This is a genomic window from Ruegeria atlantica (assembly GCF_001458195.1).
In the GTDB taxonomy this organism is placed as follows: Bacteria; Pseudomonadota; Alphaproteobacteria; order Rhodobacterales; family Rhodobacteraceae; genus Ruegeria; species Ruegeria atlantica.
Window position 1 is genome coordinate 144,113 of sequence record NZ_CYPU01000071.1, and the last position, 15,524, is coordinate 159,636.

Here is a 15,524-nt window from a genome sequence, read left to right on the forward strand (position 1 = left end):
TTCAGCGCTGTTGATACCAAGCATCGAACTCGACTGCCAGTAGTCTATTGGATTGACTGAAACCAAATCCTCGATGACCTCGGGGCCTCCAATCCCGAGAATAGAAGCACATGTCAATTAAGTGCTGTAACCTGATATCAAGCATTTGATAACTGGCAAAACTTGAGGCATGTCCCTCGACATAGCTCATTGCCTCAAGAAGTGCTCCGAAAACACTAATTGCTTAGTTGACGGCAAGCGGTCTGCCGCTTGGAGGCCATCTGACTTGCAGACAGGCCAGCGAACACGCAACTTTCTACATTGAGACTTTCCCGGCCTCCATTTTCGAGTATAAGCCTATTTGGATATTGTCCAGCGATGGCGATTGAGCTAGCCCATTCTTGACCCTGCGCGCACCGTAGGATGGCACTATAGGTAATGTCTATTATGGAATTCATAACCCTCTCTATACCAGAGGTGAAGCTGATTACGCCAAAGCGATTTGGCGATCACCGAGGTTTTTTCGAGGAGACTTACAACAGTGATCAGTTCTCTTCTGCCGGGATCAAGACGGTTTTTGTCCAAGACAATCACTCTGTGTCCAGTGAAATCGGAACGGTGCGAGGCCTGCACTTCCAGGCGCCACCGAAAGCGCAAGCTAAGCTTGTTCGCTGCGGACGAGGAAGATTCTTCGATGTCGTGGTGGATATTCGCAAGGGATCTCCGACATTTGGTCAATGGGTCGGCGAAGAGCTAAGTTTTGAAGATGGGCGCATGCTATTCGTCCCGGCTGGCTTTGCTCATGGTTTTATGACGTTGGAGCCGGACACCGAAATTGTATATAAGTGTTCGGACACTTATGCGCCAGAAACTGAGGGGGCTGTTCACTGGAGCGACCCCGAAATCGGCATTGAATGGCCACTCAAATCAACCGAAATAAAGCTGTCTGATAAAGATGCAGCTGCGCTGCGCCTGTCAGAGCAGGAATCCCCTTTTAAATTTGAGGACACCAAATGAAACTTTTGGTCACCGGAGGCGCCGGATTTATTGGATCCGCGGTTGTCCGTCGTGCTATTGCCCAAGGTCATTCCATAATCAACGTGGATTCGCTGACTTATGCGGCTTGCCTCGACAACGTTGCAACAGTTGCTGATGCGGATGGTTATACCTTTGAACACGCAGACATTCGCGACCCGTCGGCGATGACGTCTGTGCTTAAGAAACACAATCCAGATGCGATCATGCATCTAGCTGCTGAAAGCCATGTTGACCGTTCAATCGACGGCCCCGCAGCGTTTATTGATACAAACGTAACTGGTACATACGTTCTTTTGGAGGCGGCGCGCGCTTACTGGACTGATGCGGGCAAACCATCTGGATTTCGCTTTCACCATATCTCGACGGATGAGGTTTTTGGAACTCTGGGAGAAACCGGGTATTTCACAGAAGAAAGTCCTTACCAACCTAATTCGCCTTATTCGGCCTCAAAGGCGAGCTCGGACCACCTTGTTCGCGCCTGGCACGAAACATATGGATTACCAATTGTTTTGACAAATTGCTCAAACAACTATGGTCCATATCAGTTTCCCGAAAAGCTGATACCGGTCGTTGTCCACAAGGCATTGTCTAGGCAGCCGATACCTATCTACGGTAAGGGAGACAACATCCGCGACTGGCTGCATGTCGAGGACCATGCAGAGGCGCTGCTGCTTGTTCTGGAAAAAGCGGCCGTCGGTGCAAGCTACAACATTGGTGGCGAAAACGAGATGACAAATCTTGAACTCGTCAAATTGCTCTGCAGTATTCTGGACCGGCTTCGACCGGCAGAGAAACCTTATGCTGAACAGATCACTTTCGTGACTGATCGCCCTGGCCACGACCGCCGTTATGCGATTGATCCGACTCGAATTGTTGAAGACCTTGGCTGGCACCCAACCTATACTCCTGAGACGGGATTGGAACAGACCGTCCAATGGTATCTGGACAACGAAGCTTGGTTGAATGCGCTTCTGGCGCGCGATGGTGTTGGTGATCGCCTTGGTATCGCCAAATGAAAATACTCGTCTTCGGCCGAAGCGGGCAGGTCGCTACAGAATTGCAACGGCAAGCGCCTGCGCGTGGTATCCTATTGGAGGCGATGGGTCGCGAGGACGCCGACCTTTTACATCCGGAAAATTGCGCTGACCACATTAGGAAAACCAACGCTGATGTGGTCATTAACGCCGCTGCTTTTACTGCGGTCGATAAGGCTGAAGACGAGAAAGATATCGCTCGGCGCGTTAACGCTGATGCGCCCGGTTCTATGGCCCAAGCGGCGGCCGAACGTGGCATTCCGTTCATTCACATCTCGACGGATTATGTCTTTGATGGATCAGGGACGCTCGCACGAACTACAAACGACCCGACTAGCCCGCTTGGCGTATACGGTAGTACTAAACTGGAAGGCGAAGATAAGGTCGCGGCGGCCGGAGGCTGGCATGGTATTCTCCGTACAAGTTGGGTGTTCTCGGCGCATGGAAACAATTTCGTCAAGTCGATGCTTCGATTGGCGGAAACACGAAACCACGTAACCATAGTTGCCGATCAGGTTGGGGGCCCCACGCCTGCAGCGGACATCGCAGCTACATTGCTTAGAATGGCCGAGGCAGGGTCCAGTGTGGAGGGTGGCCTGTTTCATTATGCAGGAAGCCCAGACGCAAGCTGGGCAGATTTCGCACGCGAGATTTTTTTACAGGCAGGCTTAGATATTTCGGTTGAAGATATCCCAACCAGCGCATACCCGACGCCTGCTGCCCGCCCAAAAAATTCGCGGCTGGACTGTTCCCAGCTTGAAAAAACTTATGGGCTTCTTCGCCCTGACTGGAAAGCCGGGCTAACCAAGGTACTGAGGCAATTAGGTCAGACCCCAAAAGGCCAATTTTGAAAGGTTAACGCATGCAACGTAAGGGAATTATTCTTGCCGGAGGCTCTGGAACGCGGCTTTACCCGATTACGATGGCCGTGTCCAAACAGCTGCTACCAGTTTACGATAAGCCAATGATTTTCTACCCACTCAGTGTATTGATGTTGGCGCAGATCCGCGAAGTTGCAATCATCACAACACCACAGGACCAGGAGCAGTTCATTCGCCTCTTTGGTGATGGCAGTCAATATGGACTGTCACTGACGTGGATCGTGCAAGACTCTCCTGACGGGTTGGCGCAAGCTTATACACTGGCGGAAGATTTCCTCGCCGGCGCTCCTTCGGCATTGATCTTGGGTGACAATATCTTCTTCGGCCACGGTCTTCCAAGCCTGCTGGCCCAGGCAGATGCCAACAAGCAAGGCGGTACGGTTTTTGCATATCGCGTCGCCGACCCAGAGCGGTATGGCGTTGTTGCTTTTGAGGACCAAAAGGTTGGTCAGATTGTTGAAAAACCACAAAACCCGCCGTCAAACTACGCAGTCACCGGCCTCTACTTTCTCGATGGTGACGCGCCGGCGCGGGCTAAAGAAATCCAACCGTCTGAGCGCGGCGAGCTTGAGATTACTTCGCTTTTGCAAATGTACTTGGACGAAAACCTGCTCGATGTTCAGACTATGGGTCGGGGCTTCGCCTGGCTGGATACTGGGACACACGGCACTCTGCTGGAGGCAGGAAGCTTTGTAAGAACGCTGACAGAACGTCAGGGTATGCAAACCGGTAGCCTTGATGAGATCGCCTGGAGCAATGGATGGATCGATGATGCCGCTCTCGAGAAGCGCTCAAAACTGTTCGCAAAATCGACTTATGGCGCCTACCTTCATTCGCTTCTGAGCGATTAAAGCTAGCACCGAGTAAGTGAGCCTGACGATCCGGAATAAATTGCATCCAAGCTAGGGCCGTCACAAAGACATTCCGTCCGATCAGCCAGAACGTGAATCGAGTAAGCACTGGACCGAAACGGCCCGGCGCTCGCGCCTAAACTGGCGCGGTATAAAATGGTTTCAGGGCTTGTTTCGCTTCGAACGCGGCTAAAAAAACGCGCGCTGTGTCGAGGGCTTCGCGGATCGTGACGTCCATATCCAGATAACGGTAAGTACCCAAACGGCCAACAAAAGTTACCTTCTCTGTCTTGTCGGCCAGCGCAACATACTCACTAAGCAATGCTTTTTCTTTTACCTGACGGATCGGGTAGTAGGGAATGTCATCCGGACCCGCCGCGCGGGAAAACTCGCGATAACAGACCGAGCCTTCGTGCGGCTCCCACGGTGCAAAGTGCTTGTGCTCGGTGATCCGGGTAAAGGGCACCTCTTCCTCGCCATAGTTCATCACGGCGCAACCCTGATAGTCGCCGTCATAGGTGAACCGTTCGAAATCAAGGGTGCGGTATCCCAGGCGCCCAAGCTCATAGTCGAAATAGCCATCCAGCGGGCCTGAGTAGAACACATGATCGAAGCCATCCGCCATGTTGCGATCGAACATGGTGTTCAGCTTCACTGTGATCCCCGGGTGATCGAGGATGCCACCAATCATGTCGGTGTAACCGTTCTCGGGCATGCCTTGGAATTTATGGAAAAAGTAGTTGTCGTCGTAGTTGAACCGCACCGGTAAGCGTTTCAGGATCGACGCCGGCAGCTCGGACGGGTGGCAGCCCCATTGCTTGATCGTGTAGCCCTTGAAAAACGCCTCATACAGATCACGACCGACGAACCGCATCGCTTGTTCCTCGAAACTCTGCGGGTCGGTGATGGATGTATCAGCCTGTTCTTCGGTGATAAACGCGCGGGCCTCGTCCGGGCGCATGGTCTTGCCAAAGAACTGGTTGATCGTGTGCAGGTTCACCGGCAGCGAATAGACCTGCCCCCGCGAGGTGGTTTTGACCCGGTTCTTATAGGGCAGGAAGTTGGCGTATTGGTTCACATACTGCCAAACCTCTTCGTCATTCGTATGGAAGATATGTGGCCCGTACACATGGACCATGACGTCGGTATCGGCATCCCGTTCTGTGTGGCAATTTCCACCGATATGGTCACGGCTGTCGACCACGGTGACATCATGCCCTTGTTCCGCAAGTTGGCGACCGATCACAGCCCCAGACAATCCGGCCCCAACCATCAAAAACTGCATATCAGGGGCTTTCCTGTTTCATCGAAATCGTCGTCATGTCGAGGGGTTTGATCAGCTGACGGCGGGCAATCTTGAATATACCCGACCGCGCCTCGCTGGCACTGCGGAACTTCGGCAGAACCGACATCCATGCCCGGCACATGTGCCATCCCAACTGCAAACGACCCGAGATGGGTTGCCCACCTTGCAGGATCGCGGCAAAGACGACCGGAACGGTGCGCCGCGACAGATCAAACATCTGCTTCAGAACGGCCTCTTCTTCCTCTGAGCTGAGGTTGTTCGACGCAGCCATCGCAGCTTTCAGGTTCTTTCCGATCGGCCGCGTGTGGTGCATTGCGATTTCGTCCAGAATGGCGGTTCGAAAAGCGCCAGCCTCGGCCCATCGGCACCAGATATAATCCAGGCCGTAGCCGCTCATGGTGCCCTGGAAAAGCGGCAATGCTTTCTTCAGGATATCCTTGTGCAGGCACGGGGCCATGATCTCGATATAGTTCGTGTAGCGCAGTACGAAGCCCGGGCATTGGCTGAACACAAAATGCGAGAAATAGCTTTCGGGGGTCAGTGACGGTTGCGCAATACGCAGGCCGTGAACCTGCATGGCATCAAACAGCGCATTTACCGCCGTGGCGCTGATGTCCAGATCATCATCCGGCAGCCAATAGTAGTCATATTGATCCAGGTCACGATCCGCCAGGGTTTTGAACAACCCGTCCCATTTGCCGCCTTTTACCAGCACGGCCTCAACACCGGGTTCAGGTTCGAATGCCGCAAAAGCCTCATCCGAGAAATAGCTGATCAGAAGATCGTAGCTACGATCTTCATAGGGGATTTCCTGCCACCGATGGTGCAATGACTTGTTGCCCGCACGGACAACCACAAGGCTATTCTTCATGCGCGGTTCCGAACCCGATTGCCGGCCTGCATCAGGGGGCCGAGCCCTTCGATCATGTCCGGGTTCAGCGGGTGGCTCAACCGTCCGTACGTGTACTTTGTCTGGTACATTAAGTTTCGAACGAACCTGGCCATGGATGAACCCGGCTTGGTTTTGCTTCGGCAGTGATCGATGGTGCTGTTGAAGTCTTCGCGCTCTGTAATCATCTTTTGCCCAAGGGTCAGGATGGGCACGTTATGCTCCCAGTAGAACTTTAGGTCGATGTCAATTGGTCGCGCGATCGGCGCGTTCAGCGCCAATAGGCGCTTGGCGGCGCGCCTGCCGATGATGTAGCCAGTAGTTCTCGGCGGTAGACGGTCAGACAGGATAAGGTTTTGATCTGCAACGGATTTAATCACCTGCCCATTGTTCCTCGAAATGCCATCCAACTTGATCATAACGTCTTCGAAACACTTACCACATTCCAAGAGCTCTTCCAAAAAAGATCTGGGGTCCTGAACAAAGGCGGCGTCATCCTCTAAAACAAGACTGACATAGTCTTGAGATTTCACAATCTCTTGCCATATCTGACGATGTCCCAACGTGCAGGCGACTTCATTTCGGCTGAGGGGACGTTTGAACTTGATGCGGTTCATGTCCGCGTCATAAAATTTCCGCAGCTCCGCGTTGCTTATCTGATCGCCGGCAATGGCATCGCTAAATTTGTGGCACAGGCCAAAGCGCGCAATTTCGCTTTCGCAGAAACGTCGCCTTTCTACATCGTTCGGTAGACTCAAAATGACGGTCTTGATGGACACGAAAATAATACCAATATTTTTTCACAGAGTTACTATGAGCCGTGTTTACCAGTTACAAGTGCAATCGGTCGATCCCTATCTACAGTGTTGCATTGACGCTTTCCCGCAGCAAAAAACCGATCAAGGTAAACAATCAGACATACGCTACAATGATCTTGCAGAAAAAGCAGAACATTATGCAGAACATTATAGTGGCTCCACACTGAGTATCACAATGAAACTAAAAAGAAAATCATTTGACGACACCTAATCTCCCAGTCAGAGATTCTTCCCGCCCCCGGTTTGCTCTGGTTGTTGCATTGCAGTCGCAATCAGATCGCGGAACTCCATAAATTTGTGGAGACACGGTGTAAGCAAGACAAATTCGCTAAAACAAGTATGTCGGAATCCAAACTGCAGCGCGTGTCGCGTGATCCCATACCGGAATACGCGGCATCGCCAGCCTTCTATTTTACAGCAGACACTTGCTCATTCCGGCGCCCAAGCCTATTTGACTTGAACGATTGCGCAACCGTTCGAATGGGCAACTCTTTCGCGCCATTTGATCTGCCCTTTAGACAGGATTGAATATAGGTTATCTGAACGAGCGCATGATTTCACGATCTGGAGAATGCAATGATTAAGCGTGCCTGGACCAGTTGGCGATCAGGCCATATGGGCCGCCTCATTACCGAGAGCTTTTTTGCCCAAGGCCCCCTTTATGCCGTTGCTATCGTTGCGATGATCGCTGTTGCCGCAACCACTGCGGGCTCTGCTTTCATGATGGAATACATCGTTGACGCGATGACCAGCCCTGAAATGCGTGAATGGGCAGCCGTGATTGCTCTTAGCGTTGTCTTGCTATTTCTAGCCAAAGCGCTCGCCTCTTATATCCAATCTATCTACCTCGCTCGCGCGGGCAACCGGATCATCGCGATGCAACAAGACCGCTTGTACCGCAGGCTGTTGCGGCATGGCGTTTCTTTCTTCGCAGAGATGGAATCCTCCGACCTGCTCATGCGAACGACCCAAGGCGCGCAGGCTGCCCGGACCCTGATTGATGTTCTCGTCACCGGATTCGTTCGGGACGCTTTGACATTAGTAGGCTTGGTCACGGTCATGGTGTACCAACAGCCCGTACTTTCCATCATGTTCTTCGTTGTCGGTCCTATTGCTCTATTTGGCGTACGTCATCTGTTAAAAAGCGTTCGCGCCATAATGCAGCAGGAATTCAAATCGCTGGCAGAGATTATTCGCGTGGTACAGGAAACTTCTGCCGGCATCAAAGTGATAAAAGTGTTCTCGCTGGAAGATCGTATGATCAACCGTATGGAAACCGCAATCCTTAAGGTAGAAGAACGCTCGAACGATATTGCAAAGCTAGCGGCGATCGCCAGCCCACTTATGGAGTTTCTCGCGGGTCTCGCAGTTGCTGGCGTTCTGGTCGTCTCGACGCTGGGTCTTGCAGGCTCGGAACCACCCACAGCCGGCCAATTGATGTCTTTCATAACGGCGCTACTGATGGCGTATGAGCCCGCTAAGCGACTATCAAGAATGCGCGTTCAGATCGAAGCAGCCATGGTTGGCGTCGGGCTTTTGTTTGGGCTTCTGGATCAAGAAGACACGATGAAAGAAAGCCCCGAGGCGCGAGACCTCTTTGATGGGCCAGGTGAAATCGCCTTACGAAACGTCACATTCGGTTATAACGGATCAACTCCCGTAATCGAAGACATGAACGTCACGTTCGAAGCTCAGAAAACAACGGCTTTAGTCGGCCAGTCCGGGGGTGGAAAGTCCACCATATTTGGCCTGATCATGCGCTTCTATGATCCCGATGAAGGGACCGTCGAAATCGATGGTCAGAACTTACAAGACGCCCGCTTCTCTTCGATTAGACGAAAAATCTCGTATGTCGGCCAAGACACGTTTTTGTTCTCGGCCTCCGTGATGGAAAACTTGCGCTGCTCGGCGCCTGAAGCATCAGACGAAGAGGTTGTCGAAGCTGCGAAGGCGGCATACGCGCATGACTTCATCTGTAGTCTGCCTGATGGTTATAACACACATGTCGGAGAAAACGGGTCCTTCTTATCTGGCGGTCAAAAGCAACGAATTGCAATCGCAAGGGCTATCTTGCGCAATGCTGAAATATTACTTCTGGACGAAGCCACTAGTGCCCTGGACGCGGAATCTGAGGCTCTTGTAAAATCCGCGCTAGACGCTCTGACGCAGAATATGACAGTCATTGTCATCGCTCACCGGCTTTCAACCATCCTAGAGGCCGACAAAATCATGGTCGTACAGGATGGTGCCGTCGTCGAACAAGGCGACCTGAACGAGCTGATGATACTCGATGGTCAATTCAAAAAACTCTTTGATCAACAATTCAAAAAAACATCAACGTGAATCCAAGGAGTAAGTTCCAAACAGGGGTGAGCTTTTGGCCAGCGTGCTTTCTACATGCCCTTTGAATTGGCAGATTCCTAATCTCTGAAGAACCCAGGAGCGAGATATTGCGCCAATTTGCCGTTTCCATTTATTCAAATGCAACGTGAACTCTCTGGAGGTGTAACCTGCGTCCAAGATTGCATTCCAAGTGATTGGATTTTGCAATTCTCTTCAGATGCGTCGGTAACAATTTTCAAATGACGCTCATAGAAACGCTCGCAATAGTCCGGAGAGCGTACTCCGGCAGGGGAAACCTATCAGGCAAACCCGAGCAAACAAAAAAGCAACTTGCTTTAGTGCATTTACAAGGGCTTAACCGAGTTCATCTATTTTGGGCCCACACAACCGTAGCCCAACCGAAGTTCTCAGCTCGCTGTTGATGGCGCTGCGACCCACATCATCGGAGCTTTTTTAATCGATGACAGTGTTTCACGGTAACGCATGTACCTTCAGAATCTGGCTAAAGAACTACGCGACAGTTGGTTTTTTTAGCGATCATACGGGATAAACTGTAAACCAATTCCACTGATGCTCTGCCATCTAAATAGTTTGCGACAGAACCATCCGGCATGATCTTGGCCACAAGGCATCGATCATTTTCTTATAGGATCGAGCGCAGCACCGCACCGAAGAAAGCAAATGCGTTCACATGTCCATCAAGCCAAGCTTCAGTGTTCACGGCGGGATAAGCGCGCATTTTGCTCGCATCGCTGTGTGGTAGATCAAGGGCAAAGAAGTAGGCCTTTTGCTCGACCCCGCCGATGATAACCAGCGCTTCGCCAAAGTCCGCCTGAGCGTGCCCTGGTGGATAGATCAGTGGGACAAACATCTCTCGTGAGCCGCGCTGTTGCGCACGCACATAATCTTATACAATCGTGTGTCCGCCATTATATCGGCATTCATCGCGCAGACGTTCAAATATCCGCTTGGCTGAATGGCGTTGCTTACGCGGGCAGGTCGTATCTTTTGCCAACCAACTATCGATTTGCGCAACATCGGATCAAGCTTGGGCCGCATAATCGACGCCGTTCACCGATATCTGGGCGGTTCGTAATACGCCAACATCTTTGAAACACTGCCTCGACTGATCCCAAAATCCCGAGCAATCTGGCGCCCACTCAACCCGTCCTCAAAATGAGCGCGGCGAACCTTCAAATACAAATCCAGGGTGAATATCACCAAGCCCTCCCAAAACAGAAGGGACAATAGTGGCCGACACTTGCTCCGCCTGCGACACCACAACGACGCCGCTATCATGGCAAAGTATTGCCCCGCCAGTTACACAGTGTGAGACGGAAAGAACCTGTCCCATTCTCGCTGGAAGACGGCCCAACCTATCTGCGCTTCCAGTTTCACCAGCTCGTGGCGTTTATCGATCATCTCGACCAACCTGGCGCGCAGGAGATCATCTTGTTCCGGTGGTGGCTTAATTGGCTTCATATCACGGCCCAAAATTGCAGAGTTCCTGCCGGAATAACACTAAATCTTGCAACTTCCGCCTAACAAAATCTCTCTTTTTCACAGCGAAATTAAACAGATAGGAATTATCCAGAGCGAATACTTTAGGAGAGCAGGTCGGGAAAAAACCGAAACCGTGACAAGCCCATAGCGTCAAGCTGACCGTTCGCCATGTTCATGCAGTGTCACTCCGACAAGACTCTGGTGGCAGCAGTACATTTAGATCGAAGAGAGCTTTCCGCACGACCTGCGGATCGTTCCACATTAAGACATCAATAATCGATAGTCCCGGCATGAAATCGTAGCCCGGTGTCTTGTAGGTGAATTCCCCAAAACGAGCGAAACGCAGGTCGATGTCATGGTTAGTAAAATCCAAGGGCTCAAAAAGATCACGGCCGCCAGCCGGATTGATGTAGCAGGTCGCGTTAAGCTTCCGCGAAATAAAGGGCGCCCAGTCTCCGGGCCCCATGCGTCCGGGAAAATCCAGCGCAAGACTAGAACAAACTTGGAAATCAAAAGGTATATTCAGATAGTCACAAACAGCTGTCAGTCCTCCGACATTGAGCGTAGTGAGCGCATCATCTTTAAGATCGGAAAAGCTGCGGTCAATAACATCAAGAACCTCCGCGTGATATGGCGCTGACTTCTTGTAGTGGTCAAGTTTGCCACGCAGAGATTGGTGGAATGCCGTTGGATCCGCCAATTTCGCTTCGTGGATATTCATATGGATTGTTGACCTAGCCAAGGGGACACTAACGTATTGCCAGCCACTAGTGGGATGCAGAATTCTGTTTCGGCTGATCCATGTCTTGCGGGCATATTGCGTGACATCGAAGACGATCCATTTGTCCGTTGCCGCAATCAATGCGAAATGCGCGAGATTGGGAAAAAAGTATGGCTGCATGACGCCGAGGCGCATTAGTATTCCCTCGCGATCAATGGCCTAAGAGCCGAAGCCTGCTCATGAGCGCACTTGATAAGTGTAGAGATTTTCAATGCACTTTCTGCAAATAAACGCGAACCTAGTGGTAGCTGGAAGCCCACTTGGCATAGCCGTTCTGTAACGGGAAGACGTGCCGCATCTGCATCGGCGTTATCGTCAAAGCCCTTGCAACGATGCGTACCGGGATAAAAATACCGCCGTGCGATAACATTTTCCGCCTGCAATAGGCGAAGCAGCTGATCCCGCGAGAGGCCAAAGGCGTCCTCATCCAACTCGCAAACCGCATATTGGTAGTTGGACGACGTCACATTTGCCGGATCAAGAATCCGCAGCCCAGGGATGCCAGCCAGGTTACTTCTATAAACGTCGAATAGCGCTTTGTTTTTCGCCTGGATCGATGGGTAATCGTCGAGGCTCATCAATGCGATTGCCGCCTGCGCCTCCGAGATGCGCCCATTTGACGTCTTAACAACCTGCGTGGGGCGACCTGCCCCGTAGCTACTTCGGATATTGCGAAGCCGCGCCGCAACGTCGTCATCATTCGTTGTCACGCACCCTCCTTCTGCGGCGCTCAGCACCTTGGTTGCGTGAAACGAGAACACCTCAGCTTGGCCAAAACTGGCGAGGGGCACACCATCAATGGCACACCCAAAAGCCTGAGCAGAGTCGAAGTACAGCGCTAGGTCGTATTCGCGGGCTAGGACGTCAAGGCTCGCGACATCACATGCGCCGCCCCAGAGGTTGACAGCAAGAATGGCCGATACATCCTCGTCGATCAGCCCGACGACTTGCTGCGGGTCGATTTGGTGGTCGGATGGCTCTACGTCGCAAAAGACCGGCTGGAGTCCGCACCACTTTAGACTTTGCGCTGTGGCGATAAATGTGTGGGAGGGTACAATAACTTTGCCCTTCAAAACGAGTGCTTCCGCCGCCATCATCAGGCCTATCGTCGCATTCGCCACGCACACAACGTGCTTGACGTTCAGAAAATGCGCCAGTGAAGCTTCTAGCTCCTGTGCAAGCGGACCGTGGTTGGTGTAATAACGCCGCTCCCAAATCCCGCGCATTGCGGCTTCGTAGCGGGACCAGTCAGGAAAATAAAGTTGTCCGACTGGCAGTGGTTCAGTAAATGTTGGCGCATTTCCTGATATGGCAGAAAAATTATGAGGCATTATTGTGCGCCCTCGCTGTACGAAGCTTTTCGCGAATGTTCGTCCCCTGCAGGGATATAAATCGAAGGAGCTCAAGAATGCGTTGTATGTCTGACTGTGTTACGAAGTCACCACAGGGCATTGAGATAAAGCGCGCGGCCAATTTGTCGGTTAGAGGCAGGTCGGCTGGAACATGTGGGTATAGCATGGATTTCCGATGCAATGGAGGCGCGTAATAAGCGCGGGCAAGTATGCGTTCCGCATTAAGTATGCTCACTAGCTCATCCCGCGTTGTCGGCCAGTCAGGCTCCACTTCCATCACGATGTTTTTGAAACTTGTCTTCTGGGTCTCGTCGAAAGCTAACAGACGCAGCCCAGGGACAGTCGGCATCAACCGTTGGTATGTGCGGTAACGATCGCAATTTTCCTGTACCGTGGTGTCAATTTGATCGAGGTTTGCCAGCGCCATCGTGGCATGGAGCTCGCAAAGTTTGGCGTTCATTCCCCCCGCCACGCTAACATTGTCCTGTCCGGTAAATCCAAAGTTGCGGGTCGCCTTAATCCGGTTCGCCAGCACTTCGTTATTCGTCGTGACGTATCCCCCTTCGAAGCCGTTGAGAAGTTTGCTTGCATGCATCGAGAAGCACTCCGCATCGCCGAACGCACCTATTTTTCCTTTGGGAACGGTTTCAAAAGCAGACTCCACGCCATCGAACAGTAGCGGCAGGCCGCGTTCGTTCGCAACTGCGCATATCCCGGCAACGTCACAGCAATTTACTATCGGATGCACCGCCATGATGATGGCAGATTCATCGTTAAGGCAGGCTTCAAGCGCGGCCGGACTTAGGGCCAGAGTATCTCCGTCCACCTCGCAGAAACGCGGTTTCAGTCTGGCCCATGCGGCGATGTCAGCCATCCGCCTGTAGGTCAGCGAGGGCATGACGATCTCACTTTTCCCATTCTGTACCAACGCTTTGATCGTCAAGACAAGTGCCCAAAAGCCACTACAGAAGGTAACGCAGTAAGACGTTCCGTGAAACGCCGCTAAGCGCTCTTCGAGCAGCTGGACATTCGGTCCATTGTTTGTGTATTGGGCAGCATCAAAGAATCTCTTTGAATACTCAAGAAAACGATCAAAATCAGGCTGCACAAGACTTGAGGTTGATTTCGGTTCCTCGAACAGTTTCGGACCGCAAAAAATCGCCAGTTCGTCAACCTCAGTTTTGCTATTTGCAATCATCAAGTGTTTACTCTTGCTCAGCAAAGCGCTGCAAGGGCGTGTGTCGTATCTCGCTGTTGATATCCTCAATAATATTCGCATGCAACCCAGACTTCCAAGCGGTATCAGGCCCGGGCTCCTTGAAGACAGACCGTTTGCTGGGATCATGCCTAGATTGCGATTGTTCGATGAAATCCACTGTGTCTGGCCCCATCGAAATGTCGAGGAAGTGGAACAGAGATTGAGCCTCAGAAAGCGGGCGCTGCTTTAACGCGTCATATCTTTGAATGCGAAACCTATCAGGATAGCTCCGTTCCAGCTCCAGCGCTTGAAGGGTCACCGTCTTCCAGTCATCGAAACCCCAATACTCCCCAACATCTGTTTTTCTGCAATCGCCACTCCTCCATTGCAAAAGTGGTTCGGCGCCGTCTGGAAACTCAGTTGGGTTGGTGAGCCAAGAATGCAACGTTGCCGCCGGGTGCCTCACAAGATGAATGATTTTCACATCTGTGACCTTCTGCAAAAGGTCAGAAGTGAGATGATGAAATCTATTTGACTTAATGATGAGGTGATCCGGCGCAGACCCTTCGCTGGGGAACTCTGGTACGTGCCCATCTTTCCTGAGGTGATCCTGATCCATGAAAGGCGACGGAGTGTCATATACATTCTGAAAGAAGGTTTTCCAAGCGTCAGGGCTGCTACTGGCATCAAGCGCGTGCTTGAACTCATAGGAAAAAAGTGGACAGAATTTCAATCGGACATCGGGGGAAGATGCAAATATCTGCGACAGCCAGGTAGTGCCTGACCGTGGCATTCCGGAAATCCACCTTACTCGCGTGGCATCGAAAGACATGTGCCTATCTGCTCCCACGGGTCAGGACGACATCGTATCTGTATCGTGCTGCGTAGAAGTCTTCTGGCATAGTCGAGAACGAAACGCTCCACCCCGCTCTTTCGGCGAGGGTGCGAAACTCATCCGGAGTTCGCCAGATGCCAATCGCGGAATCAGCTTCCGTCTCAACCCCCTCGGAGTATGTTCGGTCAGTGAAGAATGTCTCCATTTGATCCTTGTCGGGAAGGTTGCCGATATAGAAGACAGAAGCGTTGCAATATCTCTCGAAGCAAAGCTGTAGCAACTCTTCGGCTCTGTGCGCCTCAAGATAAGCGAAAGATCCGTAACACAGCAGCTTGGTGAAGCGATCTGGATTCATTCCGGTGCGGACGTACTCGACAACATCATCGAGCAAGTAAACTTGGTCAGGAAGCCGTTCGAAGTTTACTTTAGCAATCTCGACCAACTTCTCTGAGAAATCGACGCCAAGCCCGCCACGACACTTTTCAAAGAACAACCTAGACAGCGCCCCGTTGCCGCAGCACAGATCAAGCAGAAGGTCATTCTGCCTCAAGTCAAGACCGGAACTGACTGCCTCGGCTATCATGGTGATTTGATCGTCAGATACAGGCGCGCCATTTACAGTACGCTTTACTTGCCCCCAGAAGTCATCCGGAGCGCAAGTTTTTGGGTGTTCCTTGTAGAGCGTGAAGCGTTCAGGTTGTCTATTTTCGACCATT

14 protein-coding genes and 2 pseudogenes are annotated in these 15,524 nt (G+C 51.8%); 6 read left to right on the forward strand and 10 right to left on the reverse strand.

The annotated features are described in order from the left end of the window. Positions 1-426: 426 nt before the first annotated feature. Genes rfbC through rfbA form a run of 4 tightly spaced genes read left to right on the forward strand, consistent with a single transcriptional unit; the run spans position 427 to position 3,783 of the window. Positions 427-996: a dTDP-4-dehydrorhamnose 3,5-epimerase gene (gene rfbC / locus RUA4292_RS19940; protein ID WP_058279174.1), complete on the forward strand. Its 570-nt coding sequence runs from the start codon at positions 427-429 to the stop codon at positions 994-996. Then, entirely contained in the window at positions 993-2,033 is a 1,041-nt protein-coding gene (rfbB, locus tag RUA4292_RS19945; RefSeq protein ID WP_058279175.1) for a dTDP-glucose 4,6-dehydratase, read from the forward strand. Before rfbC ends, rfbB begins: the two co-directional genes overlap by 4 nt. After that, positions 2,030-2,902 (forward strand): dTDP-4-dehydrorhamnose reductase, encoded by an 873-nt coding sequence (gene rfbD / locus RUA4292_RS19950; RefSeq protein WP_058279176.1) that lies wholly within the window; start codon positions 2,030-2,032, stop codon positions 2,900-2,902. Before rfbB ends, rfbD begins: the two co-directional genes overlap by 4 nt. 11 nt (positions 2,903-2,913) lie before the next feature. Then, complete coding sequence (gene rfbA / locus RUA4292_RS19955) at positions 2,914-3,783, forward strand: glucose-1-phosphate thymidylyltransferase RfbA (RefSeq protein WP_058279177.1); 870 nt, start codon at positions 2,914-2,916, stop codon at positions 3,781-3,783. A 136-nt stretch (positions 3,784-3,919) separates the two neighbouring features. Here rfbA and glf read toward each other — a convergent pair whose 3' ends face one another. The 3 genes from glf to RUA4292_RS19970 are packed head-to-tail and all read right to left on the reverse strand — an operon-like array spanning position 3,920 to position 6,757. After that, on the reverse strand, positions 3,920-5,068 hold the full coding sequence (gene glf, locus RUA4292_RS19960) for a UDP-galactopyranose mutase (RefSeq protein WP_058279178.1): 1,149 nt from the start codon (positions 5,066-5,068) through the stop codon (positions 3,920-3,922). A gap of 1 nt (position 5,069) precedes the next feature. Further along, positions 5,070-5,960 (reverse strand): hypothetical protein, encoded by an 891-nt coding sequence (locus tag RUA4292_RS19965; RefSeq protein ID WP_058279179.1) that lies wholly within the window; start codon positions 5,958-5,960, stop codon positions 5,070-5,072. Beyond that, entirely contained in the window at positions 5,957-6,757 is an 801-nt protein-coding gene (locus RUA4292_RS19970; RefSeq protein WP_158507072.1) for a glycosyltransferase family 25 protein, read from the reverse strand. The genes RUA4292_RS19965 and RUA4292_RS19970 overlap by 4 nt, the downstream gene beginning before the upstream one ends. Positions 6,758-6,791: 34 nt before the next feature. On the opposite strand from RUA4292_RS19970, the gene RUA4292_RS24630 reads away from it, so the two are divergent. Both RUA4292_RS24630 and RUA4292_RS19985 read left to right on the forward strand, forming a co-directional pair. Continuing rightward, complete coding sequence (locus tag RUA4292_RS24630; protein ID WP_145975031.1) at positions 6,792-7,007, forward strand: hypothetical protein; 216 nt, start codon at positions 6,792-6,794, stop codon at positions 7,005-7,007. Positions 7,008-7,372: 365 nt separating this feature from the next. Beyond that, positions 7,373-9,139 (forward strand): ABC transporter ATP-binding protein, encoded by a 1,767-nt coding sequence (locus tag RUA4292_RS19985; RefSeq protein ID WP_058279183.1) that lies wholly within the window; start codon positions 7,373-7,375, stop codon positions 9,137-9,139. A 646-nt stretch (positions 9,140-9,785) separates the two neighbouring features. Here the strand turns inward: RUA4292_RS19985 and RUA4292_RS19990 are convergent. The 7 genes and pseudogenes from RUA4292_RS19990 to RUA4292_RS20015 form a co-directional block, all read right to left on the reverse strand. Next, positions 9,786-10,348 (reverse strand): annotated as a pseudogene (locus RUA4292_RS19990) (IS21 family transposase); the annotation flags it as partial. Between the two features lie 117 nt (positions 10,349-10,465). Further along, positions 10,466-10,621, reverse strand: a pseudogene (locus tag RUA4292_RS24635) (IS5/IS1182 family transposase); the annotation flags it as partial. Between the two features lie 193 nt (positions 10,622-10,814). After that, positions 10,815-11,558, reverse strand: coding sequence for a WbqC family protein (locus RUA4292_RS19995; protein WP_199520027.1), 744 nt, complete (start codon positions 11,556-11,558; stop codon positions 10,815-10,817). After that, positions 11,558-12,754: an aminotransferase class I/II-fold pyridoxal phosphate-dependent enzyme gene (locus tag RUA4292_RS20000; RefSeq protein ID WP_058279184.1), complete on the reverse strand. Its 1,197-nt coding sequence runs from the start codon at positions 12,752-12,754 to the stop codon at positions 11,558-11,560. The genes RUA4292_RS19995 and RUA4292_RS20000 overlap by 1 nt, the downstream gene beginning before the upstream one ends. Next, the gene (locus tag RUA4292_RS20005; protein WP_058279185.1) at positions 12,744-13,973 is read right to left on the reverse strand and encodes an aminotransferase class I/II-fold pyridoxal phosphate-dependent enzyme; all 1,230 of its coding nucleotides are present in this window, start codon (positions 13,971-13,973) and stop codon (positions 12,744-12,746) included. The genes RUA4292_RS20000 and RUA4292_RS20005 overlap by 11 nt, the downstream gene beginning before the upstream one ends. 7 nt (positions 13,974-13,980) lie before the next feature. Continuing rightward, positions 13,981-14,805 (reverse strand): sulfotransferase domain-containing protein, encoded by an 825-nt coding sequence (locus RUA4292_RS20010; protein WP_058279186.1) that lies wholly within the window; start codon positions 14,803-14,805, stop codon positions 13,981-13,983. 4 nt (positions 14,806-14,809) lie between these two features. After that, entirely contained in the window at positions 14,810-15,523 is a 714-nt protein-coding gene (locus RUA4292_RS20015; RefSeq protein ID WP_058279187.1) for a class I SAM-dependent methyltransferase, read from the reverse strand. Position 15,524: the final 1 nt, after the last annotated feature.

Bases quoted from the DNA above. Each gene is read 5' to 3' on its own strand.
- rfbA (WP_058279177.1), top strand. From the start codon at position 2,914: ATGCAACGTAAGGGAATTATTCTTGCCGGAGGCTCTGGAACGCGGCTT.
- RUA4292_RS19965 (WP_058279179.1), bottom strand. From the start codon at position 5,960: ATGAAGAATAGCCTTGTGGTTGTCCGTGCGGGCAACAAGTCATTGCAC.
- RUA4292_RS20005 (WP_058279185.1), bottom strand. From the start codon at position 13,973: ATGATTGCAAATAGCAAAACTGAGGTTGACGAACTGGCGATTTTTTGC.
- RUA4292_RS24630 (WP_145975031.1), top strand. From the start codon at position 6,792: ATGAGCCGTGTTTACCAGTTACAAGTGCAATCGGTCGATCCCTATCTA.
- RUA4292_RS20010 (WP_058279186.1), bottom strand. From the start codon at position 14,805: ATGTCTTTCGATGCCACGCGAGTAAGGTGGATTTCCGGAATGCCACGG.
- RUA4292_RS20000 (WP_058279184.1), bottom strand. From the start codon at position 12,754: ATGCCTCATAATTTTTCTGCCATATCAGGAAATGCGCCAACATTTACT.
- glf (WP_058279178.1), bottom strand. From the start codon at position 5,068: ATGCAGTTTTTGATGGTTGGGGCCGGATTGTCTGGGGCTGTGATCGGT.
- rfbB (WP_058279175.1), top strand. From the start codon at position 993: ATGAAACTTTTGGTCACCGGAGGCGCCGGATTTATTGGATCCGCGGTT.
- RUA4292_RS20015 (WP_058279187.1), bottom strand. From the start codon at position 15,523: ATGGTCGAAAATAGACAACCTGAACGCTTCACGCTCTACAAGGAACAC.
- rfbD (WP_058279176.1), top strand. From the start codon at position 2,030: ATGAAAATACTCGTCTTCGGCCGAAGCGGGCAGGTCGCTACAGAATTG.
- RUA4292_RS19995 (WP_199520027.1), bottom strand. From the start codon at position 11,558: ATGCGCCTCGGCGTCATGCAGCCATACTTTTTTCCCAATCTCGCGCAT.
- RUA4292_RS19985 (WP_058279183.1), top strand. From the start codon at position 7,373: ATGATTAAGCGTGCCTGGACCAGTTGGCGATCAGGCCATATGGGCCGC.
- rfbC (WP_058279174.1), top strand. From the start codon at position 427: ATGGAATTCATAACCCTCTCTATACCAGAGGTGAAGCTGATTACGCCA.